The sequence below is a fragment of the Mesorhizobium sp. C277A genome, from assembly GCF_040324395.1.
Taxonomy (GTDB): Bacteria; Pseudomonadota; Alphaproteobacteria; order Rhizobiales; family Rhizobiaceae; genus Mesorhizobium.
In genome coordinates, this window is sequence record NZ_JAMYVW010000002.1 from 3658688 (window position 1) to 3675899 (window position 17212).

A 17212-nucleotide genomic window follows, 5' to 3' on the forward strand; every position below is an offset into this window, starting at 1 on the left:
GTTATCGATCGAGCGCGAGGCAATCCTCGCGGCCACAACCCAGCCGGATCGCCGTACCCGGATCGAGCTTCGGTTGAGACGATGAAGTGGCTAGCTTGACGATGAGTTTCTGGCCGCTCGCGGTCGCGGCGATGAGCCGGACATGATCGCCGACATAGATTGACTGAACGACCGTCGACGGGATCTCGTTGAGTGCCGTGACGCCGTCCTGCAGAACGGACAGGCGCTCGGGCCTTATCGACAGCGTTATCTTGGTGCCCGCGGCAAGCGCAGCGCCGCAGGACATGGCGTTCAACACAACGTCGCCGTCGTCGAGACGGACGGATACGCCGCCATCCTCGCTCCCGGCCAGCACGGCGCCGAACATGCGGTTGTTCTCACCGATGAAGCTTGCGACAAAGCTCGCCGCGGGACGCTCGTACAGTTCGCGCGGCGTCGACAGTTGCTCGATGCGGCCGGCGCTGAACACCGCGATCCGGTCCGACATGGTTAGCGCTTCGGTCTGGTCGTGCGTGACGTAGACGAAGGTCACGCCCAGCCGGGCGTGAATATCCTTGATCTCGAACTGCATCTGCTCGCGCAGCTGCTTGTCGAGGGCGCCAAGCGGTTCGTCCATCAAGACAAGATTTGGTTCGAAAATTAGGGCGCGGGCAACCGCCACACGTTGTTGCTGCCCGCCCGAAAGCTGCGCTGGCCGCCGATTGCCGAATTCGGGCAACTGGACCATGTCGAGAACGTTCCCGACACGTCGCCTGACCTCCTCGCGGCCAAGTTTGCGGACCTCGAGCGGGAAAGCCAGATTTTCGGCGACCGTCATGTGCGGGAAAAGCGCGTAGTTCTGGAACACCATGCCGATGCCGCGACAATTGGCGGGAACGTTGTCGATGCGCTGACCGTCAATGAGAATTTCGCCCTCGGTCGTATCTTCGAATCCTGCCAGCATCATCAACGCCGTCGTCTTGCCGGACCCGGAAGGGCCTAGCAGCGTCAGGAATTCGCCGCGCATGATTTCCAGGTCGAGCTGGCGCACCGCCTGGACCGCATGCCCGTAGCGCTTGCTGACGCCGCGAAACTCGACGTGAACCGGCCCACGCGGAGATCCGCCCATCACCGCGCCTGCGCCTTCGGATCACGGCGCACCGAAGTCGGGCGCTTTCGAGCAGGCTGCACCTCAGCCGCCGCCGCGGCGCGAAGAATGATGTCGGCGGCCTCGCGCAGATCGGCCACCAGGGCCTTGCGCGCAGCCGCGCCATCGGCGCGACGCAGCGCCGCGAGCATTTCGTCGTGATGGTCCAGGCCCAGGCCGTAGGTCACGTCCGAGCGGACGATGTTCAAGAACGGTCCTGCCTGCAGCCACAATTTCTCGATGATCTGCTGGATGAGAGGTGACCGCGCGGCATGGTACATCGTGAAATGGAACCGCCTGTTCAGGCCGAGATAGTTAGCCATGACGTTGCTCTCGACGCACTCGCGCATCAGGCTGTTCAGCTTCGCCAATTCATCGAGTTCTTCGGGCGTGATGGTCGTCGCAGCCCATTCGGCCGCCGTCCCTTCGACGCTGCAGCGCACACGCACGAGATCCGAAATACGCGCCACCGTGGCCTCGGGGACGATGACGCCCCGGTTTGGGTGGTCGAACATCGCCTCGTCGCTGACGAGTTGCCGCAAGGCCTCGCGCACCGGCATGGCGCTGGTCCGGTACTGTTCGGCAAGCTGTCGCACGACCAGTCTTTGGCCGGGCAGGAAGTCACCGTTCATCAGTGCTTCCTTCAAGCCCGTATGGACACGAACATGAGCTGTCTTTTGCGCGGCCGAGCCGGCGGTGGCATCCTTGCGATCAAGCATCAGTTTGTCCGGCGGGGCAGTATTTTGAGGTTGCTCGACAGGAAATCGTCGAATGCGGCGGCGAAGCCGTCGAGTTCGGCGTCGCCAAATGGCAGTGACAACGCCAGCATGCCGCGCGGCGTCACGTAGTACCCTCGCAACAGCATCTCGATATGCCAAAGCGCAATCACCGATGGATCGGCATCGTCGAGCCGCGCCGGCGTGTCCACCGGCCCCCTGACGAAATGCAGGTTCATCAACGACCCGCGCCCTATGACGATGCCCTCGACGGCATGTCGTTCAAGTGAGACGTTCATCGCTTCACGCAAGCGATCGCCGCGCGCATTGATGGCGCGGCTTGCCTCTCGCGTCAGCACCTGCGTCAGACCGGTGAAACCAGCAGCCATGCTGAGAATATTGTTGTTGAACGTCCCGCCATGCGAGAACGCATCAGGCAAAGCCGGATCGAAGCGGTCGACGAGGTCGGCGCGTCCACCGAATGCGCCAAAACTCGCACCGCCGCCGATGTACTTTCCGAGCGTCACGAAATCGGGAAAAATTTCATGCGCGCCATGGAGCGCTCGATAGTCGAGGCGCGAGGTCATGACCTCGTCGAAGATCAGCAGCGCGCCGGTCTCCTTCGTCGCTGTGCGCAGCGCTTGCAGGAACTCGCAGGTCGCCGGGATGCAGCCGCCACCGCCCATCATCGGTTCGACGATGACGGCGGCAAGGTCGTCGCCCTGTTCCTTGATGAGCGCCACGGCGCCTGCACTATCGTTGTAGTCGGCGAAGACAAAGGGGAAAGGCAAATTGAGCGGTGAGCCGCCATGCGCAAAAGTCAGTACGCCGCCGTGATAGCCTTCCCGGAAGGCGAGTATCTTCGAACGCTTCGTGATGGCGCGAGCGGCGGAAATCGCCATGATGTTCGCCTCGGTGCCCGAGTTGCAGAAGCGCACGCGCTCGATGGCTGGAAAACGCTCGACCACCGCCGCTGCCAGGCGCGCCTCGTAGCGGTTGGGTGCACCCAGCATGATGCCGCCCTGTATGACGTCCACAAGGGCCGCCGAAATCGCCTTGTCGGAGTGGCCGTAGAAGCCGGCGCTGTATTCCGAGACCAAGTCGACATAGGTATGGCCGTCGAGATCGGTGACCCTGCAGCCCTCGCCGGAGACGAACGAAACAGGGAATGGCGGGTACCAAAGTACAGCCCTCGTATTGCCGCCCGGCAAGAATGCCGCGGCCTCGTTCTGACGCGCCAGGCTGTTCGGGTTGGCGTCAGCGAAACACTGTCGCGCCTCGTCCAGAACAGCAGCGAGACTGACATTGGCGCGCACGTCTCTAGTGCCTTGCAGCATTCGATCAAATCCCCTTATCTTTTTAACTTTTTTGCACCCTATCGCAAATTCCTGTTGCTAATCAATCCATTTTGCGTTTGAAATTTGATCAAATCTACAACGATAAGAAAGGGGAACTGCAATGAGGACTTATCTGCAAGCCGTATCTGCCGCCGCGATCTGCCTCGCGACCTCGACTTTTGCCGCGTCCGCGGCCGATCCCGTCACGGTGGTCGGCTGGGGTGGTACATGGGACAAGGCCTACAAGGATGGAGTCTGGGACAAGTACACCGAAAAGACGGGCGTCCCGATCGTCATGGAAGAGTGGGGCGGCGAGGTCGCCAAGGTGCGTGCCCAGGTGCAAGCGGGCAACATTACTTACGACGTCGTCTCGGTGGAAGCGCCCGCCATGGAAGTCGGCTGCGCCGAAGGCCTGTTCGTCCCGCTGACACCCGAGATCACAGGCGACGCAGCGAACTATCTCCCAGGAACCCTGCACGAATGCGGTGTCGCGTCCGACACATGGGCAACGGTTCTTGCCTACAACACGGATGTCTATAAGGGCGACGCCGCGCCAAAGAGCTGGGCGGACTTCTGGAACGTCGAGAAATTTCCAGGAAAGCGCGGCCTCTACCAGCAAGCGCAGTTCACGCTGGAAAATGCGCTCATGGCCGACGGCGTGAAACGCGAGGACATGTACAAGGTGCTGGCCACGCCGGAAGGTGTCGACCGGGCTTTCGCCATGCTCGACAAGATCAAGCCGAACGTCGTCTGGTGGTCCACCACGACGCAGGGCATCCAGAACCTCGACAGCGGCGAAGTGACGCTCAGCGACGCGTTCAATGCACGCATCACCAACGAAGCCATCAACGAGAAGAAGCCCTACGCCATCGCGTGGGACGCCGGCTTCTTCTACGGCACCGACTACTGGGCCGTGGTGAAGGGCGCACCACACCAGCAGGGCGGGCTGGATCTCCTCAAGTGGTTTTCCATCCCTGAAAACCAGGCCGGCTTCTCCAAGCTCTATGCCTATGGCACCGGCCGCAAGGAAGCCGCCGACCTCATTCCCGCGGACTGGAAGGCCAACCTGCCGACGTCGCCGGAGCACCTCCAGTACGGCGCCGCCTATGACAACGACTTCTGGACCGAGCACAAGGAAGCGTTGGAAGAACGCTTCAAGGCCTGGCTCGCGAAGTAACTTGGGCATGTTGGTCGGGACAAAACCGGCTATGAAGCGACGCCAACGGGGCGGCATGCTCGCCCTGTTGACGGCTCCGCTTATATTATTCGTCGTCATTCTGTTTCTGTGGCCGGTGGCGCGCTTCCTCGCTCTGGCCGTCGACAACTCGGATTTCTCGAACAACCTGCCGCGCACCATTGCCGCTCTGGCCGGCTGGAAAGCAGAGAGCGGCCTGCCTGGCGAACCCGTCTTTGCAGCACTCGTCGAGGACCTGGCCGACGCGCGGCGCGCCGGGAAGGAAGGCGTCCTGGCGCAACTCGTGAACCAGCGCGTTGTCGGTAGCCGTTTCCTCGTCATCAAGACGGCAAAGGATGCGGCCGACGGCAAGCTCGGCATGCGCCCCGTGCGCGACGAGGTGCTCGCCAAACAGGCCGGCTGGAAAAACATCGATCTCTGGCAGGTCATAGCGCGTCAGCAAAGCGCGCGAACGGACTATTATCTGCTTGCGAGCCTCGACCTGAAGCGCGGCGCGGACAATTCGATCGAAGCCGTTTCGGCCGACCGCGCCATCTTCGTCGACGCGCTGCTGCGTACGATCTGGATCAGCATCGTGGTGACGGTCATCTGCGCGGTGCTCGCCGTGCCGCTGGCGCAGGCGATCGTCAGCGCGCCGCCTGCCTGGTCGAAGCTGATGTTCGCGCTGATCCTGTTTCCGCTCTGGACATCGCTGCTGGTGCGCACCGTCATCTGGATCATCGTGCTGCAGAAGAACGGTCCCGTGAATTCCACACTGCTCGGATTGGGTATCGTCAGCGAACCCCTCGACCTCATCTACACCCGCTTTTCGCTGTACCTGGCGATGGTTCAGGTTCTGCTGCCCATGATGGTCCTCTCCGTCGTCGCCGTCATGCGGCGGGTTCCGACCACCTACATGCGCGCGGCGCTGTCGTTGGGTGCCCCGTGGCTCACGGCGTGGCGCCGCGTGCAGTTGCCGTTGATCCTGCCCGGGATCCTGTCCGGCGGGGCGATCGTTTTTGTCTTCGCGCTCGGCTATTACATCACCCCGACGCTTGTCGGCGGGCCGACGGACCAGATGATCTCCAGCTCCATAGCCTTCTACACCAACAGCACGCTGAACTGGGGCATGGGCGCAGCGCTTTCCCTGCAACTGCTCATGATCCTCGTGTTGTTTGCGTTCCTGTTCTGGACGGCATCCGTCCTCTTCCGCAGCAAGGCGCATGTCGCATGAGCGCCGACCGCTTCCGGAAATGGCTGATGTATGCCTATGCGGCGACGTTGCTGGCTTTCATCATCCTGCCCCTGCTGATCGTGGTCCCCATGTCACTGACCTCGAGCAATTCGCTGGCATTTCCAACGCCGGGCTGGTCGTTGCGCTGGTATGCCGAGCTGTGGGTCGACGAGCGCTGGCCGAACGCGCTGTGGAACTCGGTCGTCATCGGGCTATCCACCACGGTTCTGGCTTTGCTGCTCGGCATACCTGCGGCGATCGGGCTCGCCTGGGGTGATTTTGCCGGGAAACGTATCCTCTACGCGATCATCGCCGCGCCTTTGGTGACGCCGGTCGTCATCGTCGGCGTCGCGGCCTTTTCATTCTTCGCCACGCTGGGACTCGTTGGCAGCAAGCTATCGATCATTCTGGTGCACACGGCGATGGCCGTGCCTGTGATGCTGACCACCGTCGTCGCCAGCCTTTCGACCTTCGACCGGACGCTGGTTCGTGCGGCGGCATCGCTGGGCGCCGGCGCCATGCGCACCTTCTTCAAGGTGGTGCTGCCGCTGATAGCGCCGGGCGTCGTTACAGGGGCCATCATCGCCTTCATCATTTCTTTCGACGAAGTCGTCGTCGCAAGCTTCCTCTCGACGGGCGCGGAGCGAACCTTGCCCCGCATGATATTCTCCGGGTTGCGCGAGTCCATCAGCCCTGCCATCGCGGCCGTCGCCGTGCTGCTGATCGCTTTCTCGGCGATCCTGCTTGGGGTCATCGCCATCCTGCAGAGCCGCTCGCAAGCTCTCCGCGCAAAGGCATCGGCATGAAACTGGTTCCGTCGGTGCAGCAACTCGAGACCGAGATGACGGCATGGCGGCGGCATCTCCATGCCAATCCCGAACTCGGTTTCGAAGAGTTCGAGACGGCCCATTTCGTGGCGGACAAACTGCGCGCGTGGGGCATCGAGACGACCGAAGGCGTCGGACGCACAGGTGTAGTCGGGACGCTCAGGGGCAGGCTCGGCGCTGGTCGGAGCCTTGGCATCCGCGCCGACATGGATGCCCTGCCGATGACAGAGGCACGGCCGCTGGCGCATGCGTCCCGCACCCCCGGGCGGATGCATGGCTGCGGCCATGACGGCCATACCACTATGCTGCTCGGCGCAGCCTCGGCGCTTGTTCGCTCGCCCGACTTCGCCGGCACGGTGCATTTCATCTTCCAGCCGGCCGAGGAGGGTCGAGGTGGGGCGCTTGCCATGCTGAACGAGGGCCTTTTCGAGCGTTTCCCCTGCGATGAAGTCTACGCGCTGCACAATTGCGAACGGCCGCTCGGCGAGATCGCCGTCCACCGCGGAACGGTGGCCGCGGCGGCCGATCGCTTCGAGATCCTCGTCCACGGAAGGGGCGGCCATGCGGCGATGCCGCATCTGGCGATCAATCCACTCCCCATCGCCGCGCGCATCCTGCTGGCAATCGAAGCCCTGCCCGGCCGCGTCACCGATGTGCATTCTTCCGCAATCGTCACCGTTGGCAGCCTGCGCGCCGGCGAAGCCTTCAACACCATCCCCGATACGGCGTTTCTGACCGGCACCGTGCGCACCTTTGACCATCAGGTTCAAAAGACGCTGGAGACGGCAATCCGCCGCATCGCGAAAAACGAAGCTGAAGCTTTTGGCGCCGACGTCGACATCCGCTACGAAACGCCCTTCGCACCGACGATAAACACTGCGGCGCAAGCCGACGCGATGATCGCAATTGTGAACGAGGTGATGGGACCGGCAAGTCTCGTCATCGATCCGCCTCCCGAGATGGGTTCTGAAGATTTCTGCTACATGCTGGAACAGCGGCCCGGCTGCTATTTCCTGCTCGGCCAGGCCGACGATGCGCACCAGGCTGCGGCTCACGACACCAACTACGATTTCAACGACGCAATCCTGCCGATTGGCGCGAGCCTTTGGGTCAGGCTCGTGGAGCGCCGCCTATCAGCCAGAGGCGCATCGTGATGCAACTGACGGAAAAGGACATCGTCTGGCGAAGCCATTGGCTGCGGCAGGCCCTGCCCGAGGACCCAGACCTTGCGCCTCCGCTCGAAGAGGCGACCCAGGCTGACATCTGCATCGTCGGCGGCGGCTATCTGGGCCTGTGGACCGCCATACGCCTCAAGGAGCACAATCCCGCCTTCGATGTTGTCATCGTCGAGCGCGACATTTGCGGCGGTGGCCCGAGCGGCCGCAACTCCGGCATGGTGCTCTCGGCATGGACGAAATACAGCGCGCTCGCCGCGCTGCGCGACGGAAACGATGCACTTTCGATCATCAAGGCATCCGAAGCCGCAATCGGCGGCATCGAGGCTTTCTGCAAGGCCGAGGGAATAGACAGCTGGTTTGATCGCATCGGCTGGATCTGGGGTGCGACGTGCGAAGCCCAGCTTGGCGCCTGGGACGACGCGTTGAACAAGCTGGCGGCGCATGGCTACGTGCCGGCGCGACGAGTTTCGCGCGAGGAGATCGCAGCGATGGCCGGCACGACGAGCCACTTCGGCGGCGCGTTCGATGCGTCGTCGGCAACCGTGCACCCCGGCTACCTGGTGCGCGGCCTGCGCCGGGCAGCACTGAAGCGCGGCGTGCGCATCTACGAGAAATCGCCGATGACGCGTTTTTCACGCGGCGGCAAGCTCAAGGTGGAAACGGCGAGAGGAACTGTGTCCTGTGGCAAGATCGTGCTTGCCATGAATGCATGGTCCGGCGCCATTCCCGAACTTGCGCCGGCAATCTTCAACATCTCCAGCGACGACGCCATGTCGAAGCGCATTCCAGACCTTCTCGACAAGGTCGGCTACCGCCGCGCGCCGCTGATGATCGATTCCCGCGTCTTCGTTGGCGGTTGGTCGCCGACCCGCGATGGCCGGCTGTCTGTTGGCGTCAGTGGCGGCGTCATCGGCCTCGGCGGCATCGTCGACCAGCGATTTCATGGCCAATCGCCACGGGTTGCCGACATGCGCCGCGTGTTGCGGGACGGTCACCCGGCGCTCGCCGGCTTTCCGCTCGATACATCGTGGAACGGACCCATCGACCGGACCGTCAGCGGCGTGCCGCTGTTCGGCGCCCTGCCCTCTAACCGCGACATCATTTACGGCTACGGCTTTTCAGGCAACGGTACGACGATGGCCTATCTCGGCGGCAAGATCCTGACCACCCTGTTGACCGCAGGCGAATCCGAACTAACCCATTCGGCGCTCGTGCGTCCGGTGACGCGAGGCTTCCCACCCGAACCATTCCGTTTCGTCGGCGCGCATTTCGTTCGTGGCGCGGTGCGGCGGCGCGACGATCTCGAACATGCCGGCCGAAAACCCGACCTCTTGACCAGATGGCTCGCGGGACTGGCCCCGTCCGGCGTCACCCCTTCGAAAGCCAACCTCCGCGCAAGGAAAGGATAAACGGTGTCCAAGGCCAAGATCTTCAAGCACAGCGAATTGACCCTGAAGCCGTCCATCACACCGACCGGCACATCCTCGATTGCCCGCGTCATCAATGCCGATATCAGTCGGACCATGGGCGGCGGCATCGAGTATCTCGAGAACGCCTCGATCGACTGGACCGTGACCTACGACGAGGTGCTGTTCATCCACGAGGGCACCTTGACGATCGAACTGGACGACGGTCGCCATGAGTGCAATCCCGGCGATATCGTCTGGCTGCCAAACGGCACCCACCTGAAATACATCGCCACCGAGCGTACCGGCTATTTCTATTGCCTTTACCCGTTCGACTGGGCAGCGCGGCAGGGAACGGTAGAACCCTGAACTGACAGGCACTCCTTTTCCATGCGTTGGCCATCCGCAGCGCAGTTCCGAACCCGCGGCGTCCAGAAATCGACTCCGGCTCCCACTCCTTGGGTTGTCACCACACGGCTTAGACGTGCAATCTCAAGTGACTCTTTGCGACCTCAGCTTGCCTGGAAGGGAGGTCTCGTTGTTACGAGACCTCTGCACAGCTGAGCACGACCTTCGGAACTTCAAAGCTGGAATCCAGGCGAGGATGTGCCAAGTGCCCGACAACCCGCCGGCCAAAGCCGGCGGCACTTCAGAGCCCGATTGCACCGTTTCGCCTCCGCAAGCCCTCCGCCTTTGCCTTAGCGTCCTGTTGCGCTAGCATAGATAGAAGCTAGCTACGCCTGACGAATCGGATTTCGCTGAGGGGGCGGAAATTCATGGAGATGCAGCAGGTTCGCTATTTTCTGGCCCTGTCCAACACGCTTAATTTCACCAGAGCAGCGGAAGAGTGCAATGTCACGCAGCCGGCTCTGACGCGCGCAATCAAGACCCTCGAAGACGAATTGGGCGGTGAGCTGCTTCGGCGCGAGCGCCAACATTCCCATCTGACCGAGCTTGGCCGACGCATGCTGCCCTTGCTGCAGCAGTGTTACGATGCTGCCACTTCCGCTAAATCGCTCGCCAAGGCGGTGCAAAGCAGCGACGTGGCCCCGCTTAATGTCACCATTTCCAACAGCGTCAACATCGCACTTCTGGTCTCGCCGTTTACGGAGCTTTTCCGGGCCTATCCCGGCGTGCATCTCAAGATCAACCGCGGCTCGCCGAACGCTGTGATTGATGCGCTGAAGAACGGCGATGTCGAACTCGCCGTTGCCGGTCCGCTGGGGGCGGCATGGGACCGGCTCGACACCTGGCCGCTGTTCCAAGAAGGCATAGAGCTCGTGGTGAATTCCGATCATCCGCTTGCACGCCGCAACGAGGCCGATGTCGCGCTGATCCAGCTTGTCGCGGAGCCAGTGTTGAGCAGGATCGACTGGGAAACGAGCGAGGAGCTGTCACGCTGCCTGTCGGCAAATGGACTGACGCCACGATCCGCGCATGAGGTCGAGACCGATCATGATCTCTTGGCGCTACTGGAAGCAAACGCCGGCGTTGGTTTTGTCTCGGTGACTGCGCCACGCTCGCCAAACGTCCGTAGGCTAAAGCTCCGCGACTTGGACATCTCGCGGGTCGTTGCCGTCTATGCAGTCGCCGGCCGCCACCGTTCCCCAGTGGCAACGACGCTGCTAAACCTGTTGCGATCGACCGACTGGTCGACCTTTGGCGTCAGTGAGCCCGCCTAAGCGCCCCGATCAAGTCTTCAATGTCCATCCGCCGGCGGTAGTCCGGATCAACGAAGCGGTCGGTGATGATGCCGTCCGTGCCGACGACGAAGGTCGCGGGGATCGGCAGGAACCAGCTGGAGTTGCCTTGAAAGTTTGGGATGTCATAGGCAACGCCCATCAACCGCTCCATCTCGGCCCCGATCCAAATCGCAAGGTTGAGCGAGAGGGCATAGCCATTATCCATGTCGGTGAGGAATGGAAACTTGGCGCCCACAGCTGCCTTCATCGCCTTCGCGAACCTGCGCCGCTCCGGCATAATCGCCACAATCTGGCCGCCCAAAGTGGTAATCTCCTCCTGAGCTTCAACGATGCCAATCGCATTCAACCGGCAATATGGACACCAGTGCCCGCGCTGAAAGGTGATCACGGCCGGACCTTGGGAGAGGATGTCGCCCAGGCCAATCAGTCTCCCCTCGTCATCGGGCAGCAGGAATCCCGGCATGATATCGCCGGGAGTCGGCGCCATGGATCCAGCCCCTTGCTGCCCTAGGCGCGTCACCAGGCGGTCCACCGCATCCGCAAAATCCGAGTTTAGTCGGCGCACGGCACCGGCAATCACCGCCAGCCGGTCGTTGAGAGGTGCGTCGAGTTCGATGGCAGCCTGCACGGACTGTTCAAACGTCATTGCCTGGTCGTCGGCGTCCATTTCTGCACTTTCGCAATTGCATACAGCCTATCATTGAAGCCCCACGGGCACGGCCATGCTTTTCTTGCATGGAGTCGATGCCTTGCGTGCATCGAAACTGCACGGATTCACCTTCTGTTCGTTATTTCCGCTCGAGTTGTTACGTCCGGTCTGGTTGGGACAGCTGCTGCCGAGATCGCGCGCCTCGACTTTTGCCTCCGACAGGCCGGCAGCAGGTCTAGCGACCTTCACAGCCATACCGCCACCAAGGATCGCGACATCAAATTCTCCACCGTCCCGGCCTATCGAGATTCAATGCAATTTGACCCGCGGTTTGGTGCGGTGCGACAGGATTCCGGTGACCGTGTCCAGCACGGTCTTGAAGGTCCCGTGCACTGCCTTGAGATGCATCTTGTAGAGCGAGCGATACATCAACCGGGCAAGCAGACCCTCAACCTTCAATCCGCCGATCAGGTTGCCGAAGGTGCCGTAATCGGCCAGTGAAACCAGGGAACCGTAGTCGCGGTAACGGAACGCCGGCGCCACCTGCCCTTCGAGGCGCGCCGCGATCACCTTGACCATATGATCGGCCTGCTGATGGGCCGTCTGGGCGCGCGGCGGCAAGGGAGCTTCGCTGCCGGGGAGGACACAACTCGCGCAGTCGCCGATCGCAAACACGTTTTCATCCCCTAGCGCTTGCAGGGTCTCATCCACGACCAGGCGGTTGATGCGGTCTGTCTCGAGGCCATCGAGTTTCTTAAGGAAATCCGGCGCCTTGATCCCCGCAGACCAGACGACGAGTTCGGCCGGCACGAATAGCTTCTCGCCGAGACTGACACCGCCCTCCGTCACTTCGGTGACCTTGATCCCGCACCGTATCTGAACGCCGAGATCACGAAGCAGATGCGCCGAGGCGCGCGCCAGGTGCTCGGGCAAGGCCGGAAGGATTCGTGGCCCGGCCTCGACGAGGGTGATGCGGATAAGTCTTTTGAAATCAATGTTGTCGAGGTTGTGCGACGCTATCTCCCGCATCGACCTGTGCAACTCGGCCGCCAGTTCGACGCCGGTGGCTCCAGCGCCAACCATGACGCAATGGAGTTGGCTCGGCGACAGCTGCTCGTATTGAGCGTTGGCCCTCAGGCAGGCGTCTATCATGCGCTTGTTGAATCGAACGGCCTGGGTAGCCGTATCGAGTGCGATTGCGTGGCGGGCCGCCCCTGGCGTGTCGAAATCGTTGCTGACGCTGCCGACGGCCAGCACCAGCGTGTCGTAGCCCAGCACGCGCGGCGGTATGATCTGCCTGCCTTCGTCGTCGAAGCTTGGCGCAACAAAGATCTGCCGCTTGGCGCGGTCGATGCCGACGACGTCGCCAATCCGGTATCGATAGTGATGGCGACTGGCATGGCCAATGTATTCCACCGCATCATTCGACGCGCTCAGTGCGCCCGAGGCGACCTCGTGCAGAAGCGGCTTCCAGATGTGCGTGCGATTGCGGTCGACAAGCGTAACGGAAAGACGCCGCTTGCCGAATTTACGGCCGAGGCGCGTTGCCAGTTCCAACCCGCCGGCACCGCCGCCGACGATGACCACGCGATGCCGAGACCTGTCCGCATGAGATGGTGTCTCCGGTATCGCGCGAAAAAGCGCGGCGTTGTTGGCGAGCACGGCTTCTGGAACCAGCCGCATCCCGGGAGTGATGATCTGCATCGGTATTCTCCGTCTTTCTTCCCGCCGCGCTCGAAGATGTCACTCTTGCGATTCGTGGATGACGATGCCCTGCAGCATGTCGACTTCGCACTCCCATGGCTTCTCCGCGAGAACGCGCTGGCCATGCTCGTAGCCGGCCTGCCAGCGGGTACGGATGCCGGCGCGGGTGAAGTCGATATCCTTGGTGTGGTCCTCGCCGTCGAGGCGCGGTGAAAGCAACCGCACAAGGTGCATGACCGACGGGCAGCCATAGGAGGCCAATTCCTTGAACATCGGATCCTCGCGCCGCTCGTCCGGGACGAGCTTTCCCATTTCACGCACGACGTGGCGCAGACGATGCAATTGCTCCTGCCGGGCCACGTGGCTCTTGCCGCGACTTGCGAATTGAAGGTCCTTTTGCCGGCCCATGACTTGCCAGATCGATTTCGGCTCGGTGGCGCGGGGCTGCCACATGTTGACGGCAAAGATCAGCGCGTCGCGGCGCGGACGCGCGTCGAGCACGACCTCGATCGGCGTGTTCGAATAGATGCCGCCATCCCAGTAAGGCTCGCCGTCGATACAGACCGCCGGAAACGCCGGCGGCAAGGCACCCGACGCCATGATGTGCGCCGCCGACAGGGTCATCTCGCGGGTGTCGAAGTATTTGAGTTCACTGGTGTTGACGTTGACCGCCCCGACCGTCAGCCGGGTATGGCGCCGGTTGAGATAGTCGAAGTCGATCAGGTCATTCAGCGTCCGCTTGAGTGGATCGGTCGTGTAGTAGGAGGCGTTCTCGACACCCACTTCGCGGTTCACTCCGAACATGGCACTTGGATTCGGTTCGAAGAACCCCGGTATGCCGCGCATCACGGTGCCCATATTGGCAAAGACGTTGCTCGGAACCATCATTGCGAAAAACTCATCGAGCGGGCTGATCCGGCTGACGCCTTCCCAGAACTCTTGAAGCCTCGCGAGCCGAACCGTTGGTTCGTTTCCGGCGATCAACGCGGCGTTGATAGCCCCGATCGACGTGCCGATAACCCAATCCGGTTCGATGCCACCCTCGACCAGCGCCTGGTAGACGCCGGCCTGATAGGCGCCGAGCGCGCCGCCGCCCTGAAGAACCAACACCGTCTGCCGCTTGGCGGCGCTGTCTGCCAGACGGTCGATCTTTGGCTCGGCCTCGGACACGGGCGGATTGCGGGTGATCTTGTTCATGGTCTTTATTCCTCGTTCGGGTTCAGTGAGCCGTCCAACCGCCTTCGATCGGGATGATGGCGCCGGTGATCGAAGCTGCATCGTCCGAGGCCATGAACAGGCAGAGCGCCGCAACCTGAGCAACTGTCACGAATTTTTTGGTCGGTTGGGCAGCGAGAAGGACGTCCTTGATCACCTGCTCCTCGGTGATCCCGCGTGCCTTGGCCGTGTCCGGTATCTGCTTCTCGACCAGCGGGGTCAGCACATAGCCCGGGCAGACAGCGTTAACGGTGATGCCCTGCTCGGCGACTTCCAGCGCGACCGTCTTGGTCAACCCGGCAACGCCGTGCTTGGCGGCGACATAGGCTGACTTGTATGGCGAAGCGACGAGAGCGTGTGCCGAGGCGACATTGATAATGCGGCCCCATTTGCGTTCTTTCATGGCCTGCAACGCGCGCCGGATCGTATAGAACGACGACATCAGGTCGATCGCCACGACTGCTTCAAATTTTTCGATCGGAAAGTCATCGATCGGCGCGACATGCTGGATGCCGGCATTGTTGACCAGGATGTCGATCGCGCCGAACTCGGCGATCGCCTTGTCCATCATCGCGGTGATGGCGTCGCCCTTGCTCATGTCCGCGCCGTCATAGCGGACGGTCACACCGTGCTCCGCGGCAATACCCGCCCGCAGCTTCTCGATCTCCTTGGCATCGCCAAAACCGTTGAGGACGATATTGCAGCCTTTGGCGGCAAATGCTTCGGCGATCCCCTGGCCAATGCCACTGGTAGAGCCTGTTATCAGCGCGGTTTTTCCTGTGAGCATGGTGATCTCCTTCGATCTGAGCGCGAGCTGGTCATGACCGCCTGCCGCCGGGTGGTTTCCGAGTTCTGTCTGTTGATGAAAAGTATGACCCCTGGCCCCGGACATCGGAAATGCCGTTGAGACATGGATTCGATAGCCGACGGTCAGATCCGGTCTCATTCCTCCGGCGGGCTGAGACCCCAGCCGGCTGGCTTTTTCACCGGCCGGCGAACCACCTTTCGTTCGCGTGAAGGACATGAGGTCAATCTCGTCACGGCGCGGCCGCAGACACCGCCGGCGGTCGGCGCGCTCCTGCAAGAGAAATGGTTCGGGGAACCGGCGAGCACTCTGCCCGCCGCTGTCGCCGAATAATCTCGCTGGATCCCGGGCGCTAGTTCTTCTTGATCGTCGAGGTAACCGACTGGATGACTTCCGTGGCCATTTTGAACTGCGGCGCCCGGTCGGTGATGCCATGACGCTTGGCGATCCAGTCGAAATCGGTATAGGCGGCGTAGACCCCGCCATCGGCCGTCTGATAGACCAGCACGCGCACCGGCCAGTCGAGGCCGGCTTCGGGGTTGGCCGTGATGAAGGTCGTGCCCAGGGCCGGATTGCCGAACATCACAAGACGCGACGGTTTGACATCGTTGCCTGCTTTGTTGCCAAGCTTCGCTTGGTCGATGACGCCGAAGAACATAATGCCTTTCTTGAGGACGTCCTTCTTGATGCGGGCAACGGTTTCAGCGACGGAGTAGTCGCTCTTCACCGTCACGACGCCATCCGAGGCGGCGGCAGGGACGACGATCGCCACCAGTATGGCAGCGCCGGCAATCAGGGTTTTCATATAAGTGGTCATGTCAGTCTCCTTGGGTTTGTCGTGACGTTAAGTTGAGCGATGGAATTCACAGCGCCTTGCTCGTCGGCGCGACTTTCTTCGGCTCACCGTTCGTGCCGGTCAGACTGTTGGCGTCTTCAGCACCCCCGCGACAGCAACCGCACAGGCAAGCACAGCGACAAGCACGGTCACACATGCGGTCCAGCCAATCCGGTCATAGATCTGGCCGAGGACGAAACTGCCCGCGAGCCCGCCCGCATAATAGGATGCGAGGTAAATGCCGCTTGCCGCGGTGCGATCACGCGATACGGTCCGGCTGACGTGGCCGGTGGCTATCGCCTGCGCCAGGAAGGTGCCTACGGCGACAAGCGCCATCCCGGCAAGAACGATCGGCAGACTGGTCGCAAGCAGCAGAAGCAAACCGAGGATCGCCAGCGCAAGTGTTGCACCGATCCCCACCCTGGGGCCTAGGCCGGCAGCAACGCGCCCTGCCAGCGGCGTGGTCAGCATGGAGGGCAGGAAGACGAAATAGACAAGACCCAGTGCCATCGGCGACAGCGATAGCGGAGTGGCGACAAGCTGGAAGTTCACATAGGTGAAAGTGCCGATGAACACGAAGAGGATCATGAAGCCGATCGCGAAACAGGCGCGTAGCTCGGCGTCCTTCAGTGCGCCTTTCCAGGCCGCGCGCGCGGGTTGGCCCATGGCGTCGGCGCCCATAGTTGCGGATGTCTTTTGCAGCGTAAACCATACAAGAGCCGCGCCAATCAGATTGAGGGCGGCGAACGTCAGGAAGTTGGTGGAGATGCCGAACGTATCGGCGACGGCGGCCGACATAAGCCTGCCGAAGAAATTGCTGGCGACGTTGCCGGTCACGTAGGCCGCAAGCGCGCCGGTCGTTTGGCGCGATGAAAAATGTTCGGCCAGATAGGCCATCGTCAGCGTGAAAGCGGTTGACATGCATAGGCCCTGTGCGACCCGCAGCAAGGCGAACACGATTATGTTGTCGGTCTGCGAAAGCAGCGTCGTCGGTATCGACAGGACGGCCAGGCTGATCCAGATGCCGTTGCGGCGATCGATGCCGCGCCCGAAAAGCGCGACCGCGATGCCGGCCACAGCCATGCCGAACGTGCTGGCATTGACCGCGAGACCCATCGTGGCGCGGCTGACGCCGAACTTGATGACCAGCGACGGCAGTATGGCCTGAGTGGCGAAGAGATCGACAAGCGTCAGGAACGCAATCAGGGCGATCAGGCCGAAGCGCCGGCCATCCGCAGCAACCATTCGGAGCCGCGTTGGTTCACTCAATCCACTGGTCGTCATGACAGGGCTCCGTGGCCAC

The 17212-nt window shown here is 62.0% G+C and carries 17 protein-coding genes; 7 read left to right on the plus strand and 10 right to left on the minus strand.

The genetic code is table 11. The features are described 5' to 3' along the window. Position 1: 1 nt before the first annotated feature. From NKK52_RS18115 to NKK52_RS18125, 3 genes are read right to left on the minus strand one after another with little or no spacing between them, the layout of a single operon-like run. The gene (locus tag NKK52_RS18115; RefSeq protein ID WP_023683355.1) at positions 2-1108 is read right to left on the minus strand and encodes an ABC transporter ATP-binding protein; all 1107 of its coding nucleotides are present in this window, start codon (positions 1106-1108) and stop codon (positions 2-4) included. Beyond that, the gene (locus NKK52_RS18120) at positions 1108-1845 is read right to left on the minus strand and encodes a GntR family transcriptional regulator (RefSeq protein WP_023683356.1); all 738 of its coding nucleotides are present in this window, start codon (positions 1843-1845) and stop codon (positions 1108-1110) included. The genes NKK52_RS18115 and NKK52_RS18120 overlap by 1 nt, the downstream gene beginning before the upstream one ends. Continuing rightward, positions 1845-3179 carry an aspartate aminotransferase family protein gene (locus NKK52_RS18125; protein WP_023686277.1) on the minus strand — a complete coding sequence of 445 codons (1335 nt, stop codon included), beginning with the start codon at positions 3177-3179 and terminating at the stop codon, positions 1845-1847. Before NKK52_RS18125 ends, NKK52_RS18120 begins: the two co-directional genes overlap by 1 nt. A 121-nt stretch (positions 3180-3300) precedes the next feature. Here NKK52_RS18125 and NKK52_RS18130 point away from each other — a divergent pair, with 121 nt between their 5' ends. The 7 genes from NKK52_RS18130 (at position 3301) to NKK52_RS18160 (ending at position 10680) form a co-directional block, all read left to right on the plus strand. Further along, positions 3301-4356: an ABC transporter substrate-binding protein gene (locus NKK52_RS18130; protein WP_023683358.1), complete on the plus strand. Its 1056-nt coding sequence runs from the start codon at positions 3301-3303 to the stop codon at positions 4354-4356. A gap of 115 nt (positions 4357-4471) precedes the next feature. Continuing rightward, positions 4472-5587 carry an ABC transporter permease gene (locus tag NKK52_RS18135; RefSeq protein WP_198031496.1) on the plus strand — a complete coding sequence of 372 codons (1116 nt, stop codon included), beginning with the start codon at positions 4472-4474 and terminating at the stop codon, positions 5585-5587. Then, positions 5584-6393, plus strand: coding sequence for an ABC transporter permease (locus NKK52_RS18140; RefSeq protein WP_023683360.1), 810 nt, complete (start codon positions 5584-5586; stop codon positions 6391-6393). Before NKK52_RS18135 ends, NKK52_RS18140 begins: the two co-directional genes overlap by 4 nt. Continuing rightward, on the plus strand, positions 6390-7568 hold the full coding sequence (locus tag NKK52_RS18145) for a M20 aminoacylase family protein (RefSeq protein WP_023683361.1): 1179 nt from the start codon (positions 6390-6392) through the stop codon (positions 7566-7568). Before NKK52_RS18140 ends, NKK52_RS18145 begins: the two co-directional genes overlap by 4 nt. After that, complete coding sequence (locus tag NKK52_RS18150) at positions 7568-9001, plus strand: NAD(P)/FAD-dependent oxidoreductase (RefSeq protein ID WP_023683362.1); 1434 nt, start codon at positions 7568-7570, stop codon at positions 8999-9001. Before NKK52_RS18145 ends, NKK52_RS18150 begins: the two co-directional genes overlap by 1 nt. A 3-nt stretch (positions 9002-9004) precedes the next feature. Then, positions 9005-9367 (plus strand): EutQ-related cupin domain-containing protein, encoded by a 363-nt coding sequence (locus NKK52_RS18155; RefSeq protein WP_023683363.1) that lies wholly within the window; start codon positions 9005-9007, stop codon positions 9365-9367. 413 nt (positions 9368-9780) lie between these two features. Then, positions 9781-10680, plus strand: a complete 900-nt coding sequence (locus tag NKK52_RS18160; protein WP_198027037.1) for a LysR family transcriptional regulator — start codon at positions 9781-9783, stop codon at positions 10678-10680. Here the strand turns inward: NKK52_RS18160 and NKK52_RS18165 are convergent. The 7 genes from NKK52_RS18165 to NKK52_RS18195 form a co-directional block, all read right to left on the minus strand. After that, complete coding sequence (locus tag NKK52_RS18165) at positions 10664-11368, minus strand: peroxiredoxin-like family protein (protein WP_023686283.1); 705 nt, start codon at positions 11366-11368, stop codon at positions 10664-10666. The genes NKK52_RS18160 and NKK52_RS18165 overlap by 17 nt on opposite strands. A gap of 30 nt (positions 11369-11398) precedes the next feature. Continuing rightward, positions 11399-11605 carry a hypothetical protein gene (locus tag NKK52_RS18170; protein WP_210164782.1) on the minus strand — a complete coding sequence of 69 codons (207 nt, stop codon included), beginning with the start codon at positions 11603-11605 and terminating at the stop codon, positions 11399-11401. 54 nt (positions 11606-11659) lie between these two features. Next, positions 11660-13054, minus strand: coding sequence for an NAD(P)/FAD-dependent oxidoreductase (locus tag NKK52_RS18175; RefSeq protein ID WP_023683366.1), 1395 nt, complete (start codon positions 13052-13054; stop codon positions 11660-11662). A gap of 39 nt (positions 13055-13093) precedes the next feature. Further along, positions 13094-14251 carry a patatin-like phospholipase family protein gene (locus tag NKK52_RS18180; protein WP_023683367.1) on the minus strand — a complete coding sequence of 386 codons (1158 nt, stop codon included), beginning with the start codon at positions 14249-14251 and terminating at the stop codon, positions 13094-13096. Positions 14252-14273: 22 nt separating this feature from the next. Beyond that, positions 14274-15056 carry a 3-hydroxybutyrate dehydrogenase gene (locus tag NKK52_RS18185; protein ID WP_023686285.1) on the minus strand — a complete coding sequence of 261 codons (783 nt, stop codon included), beginning with the start codon at positions 15054-15056 and terminating at the stop codon, positions 14274-14276. Between the two features lie 370 nt (positions 15057-15426). Continuing rightward, the gene (locus NKK52_RS18190) at positions 15427-15891 is read right to left on the minus strand and encodes a DUF302 domain-containing protein (RefSeq protein WP_023683370.1); all 465 of its coding nucleotides are present in this window, start codon (positions 15889-15891) and stop codon (positions 15427-15429) included. Positions 15892-15990: 99 nt separating this feature from the next. Then, a complete protein-coding gene (locus tag NKK52_RS18195; RefSeq protein ID WP_023686286.1) occupies positions 15991-17193 on the minus strand; it encodes an MFS transporter in 1203 nt (400 codons plus the stop codon). Between the last annotated feature and the right edge of the window lie 19 nt (positions 17194-17212).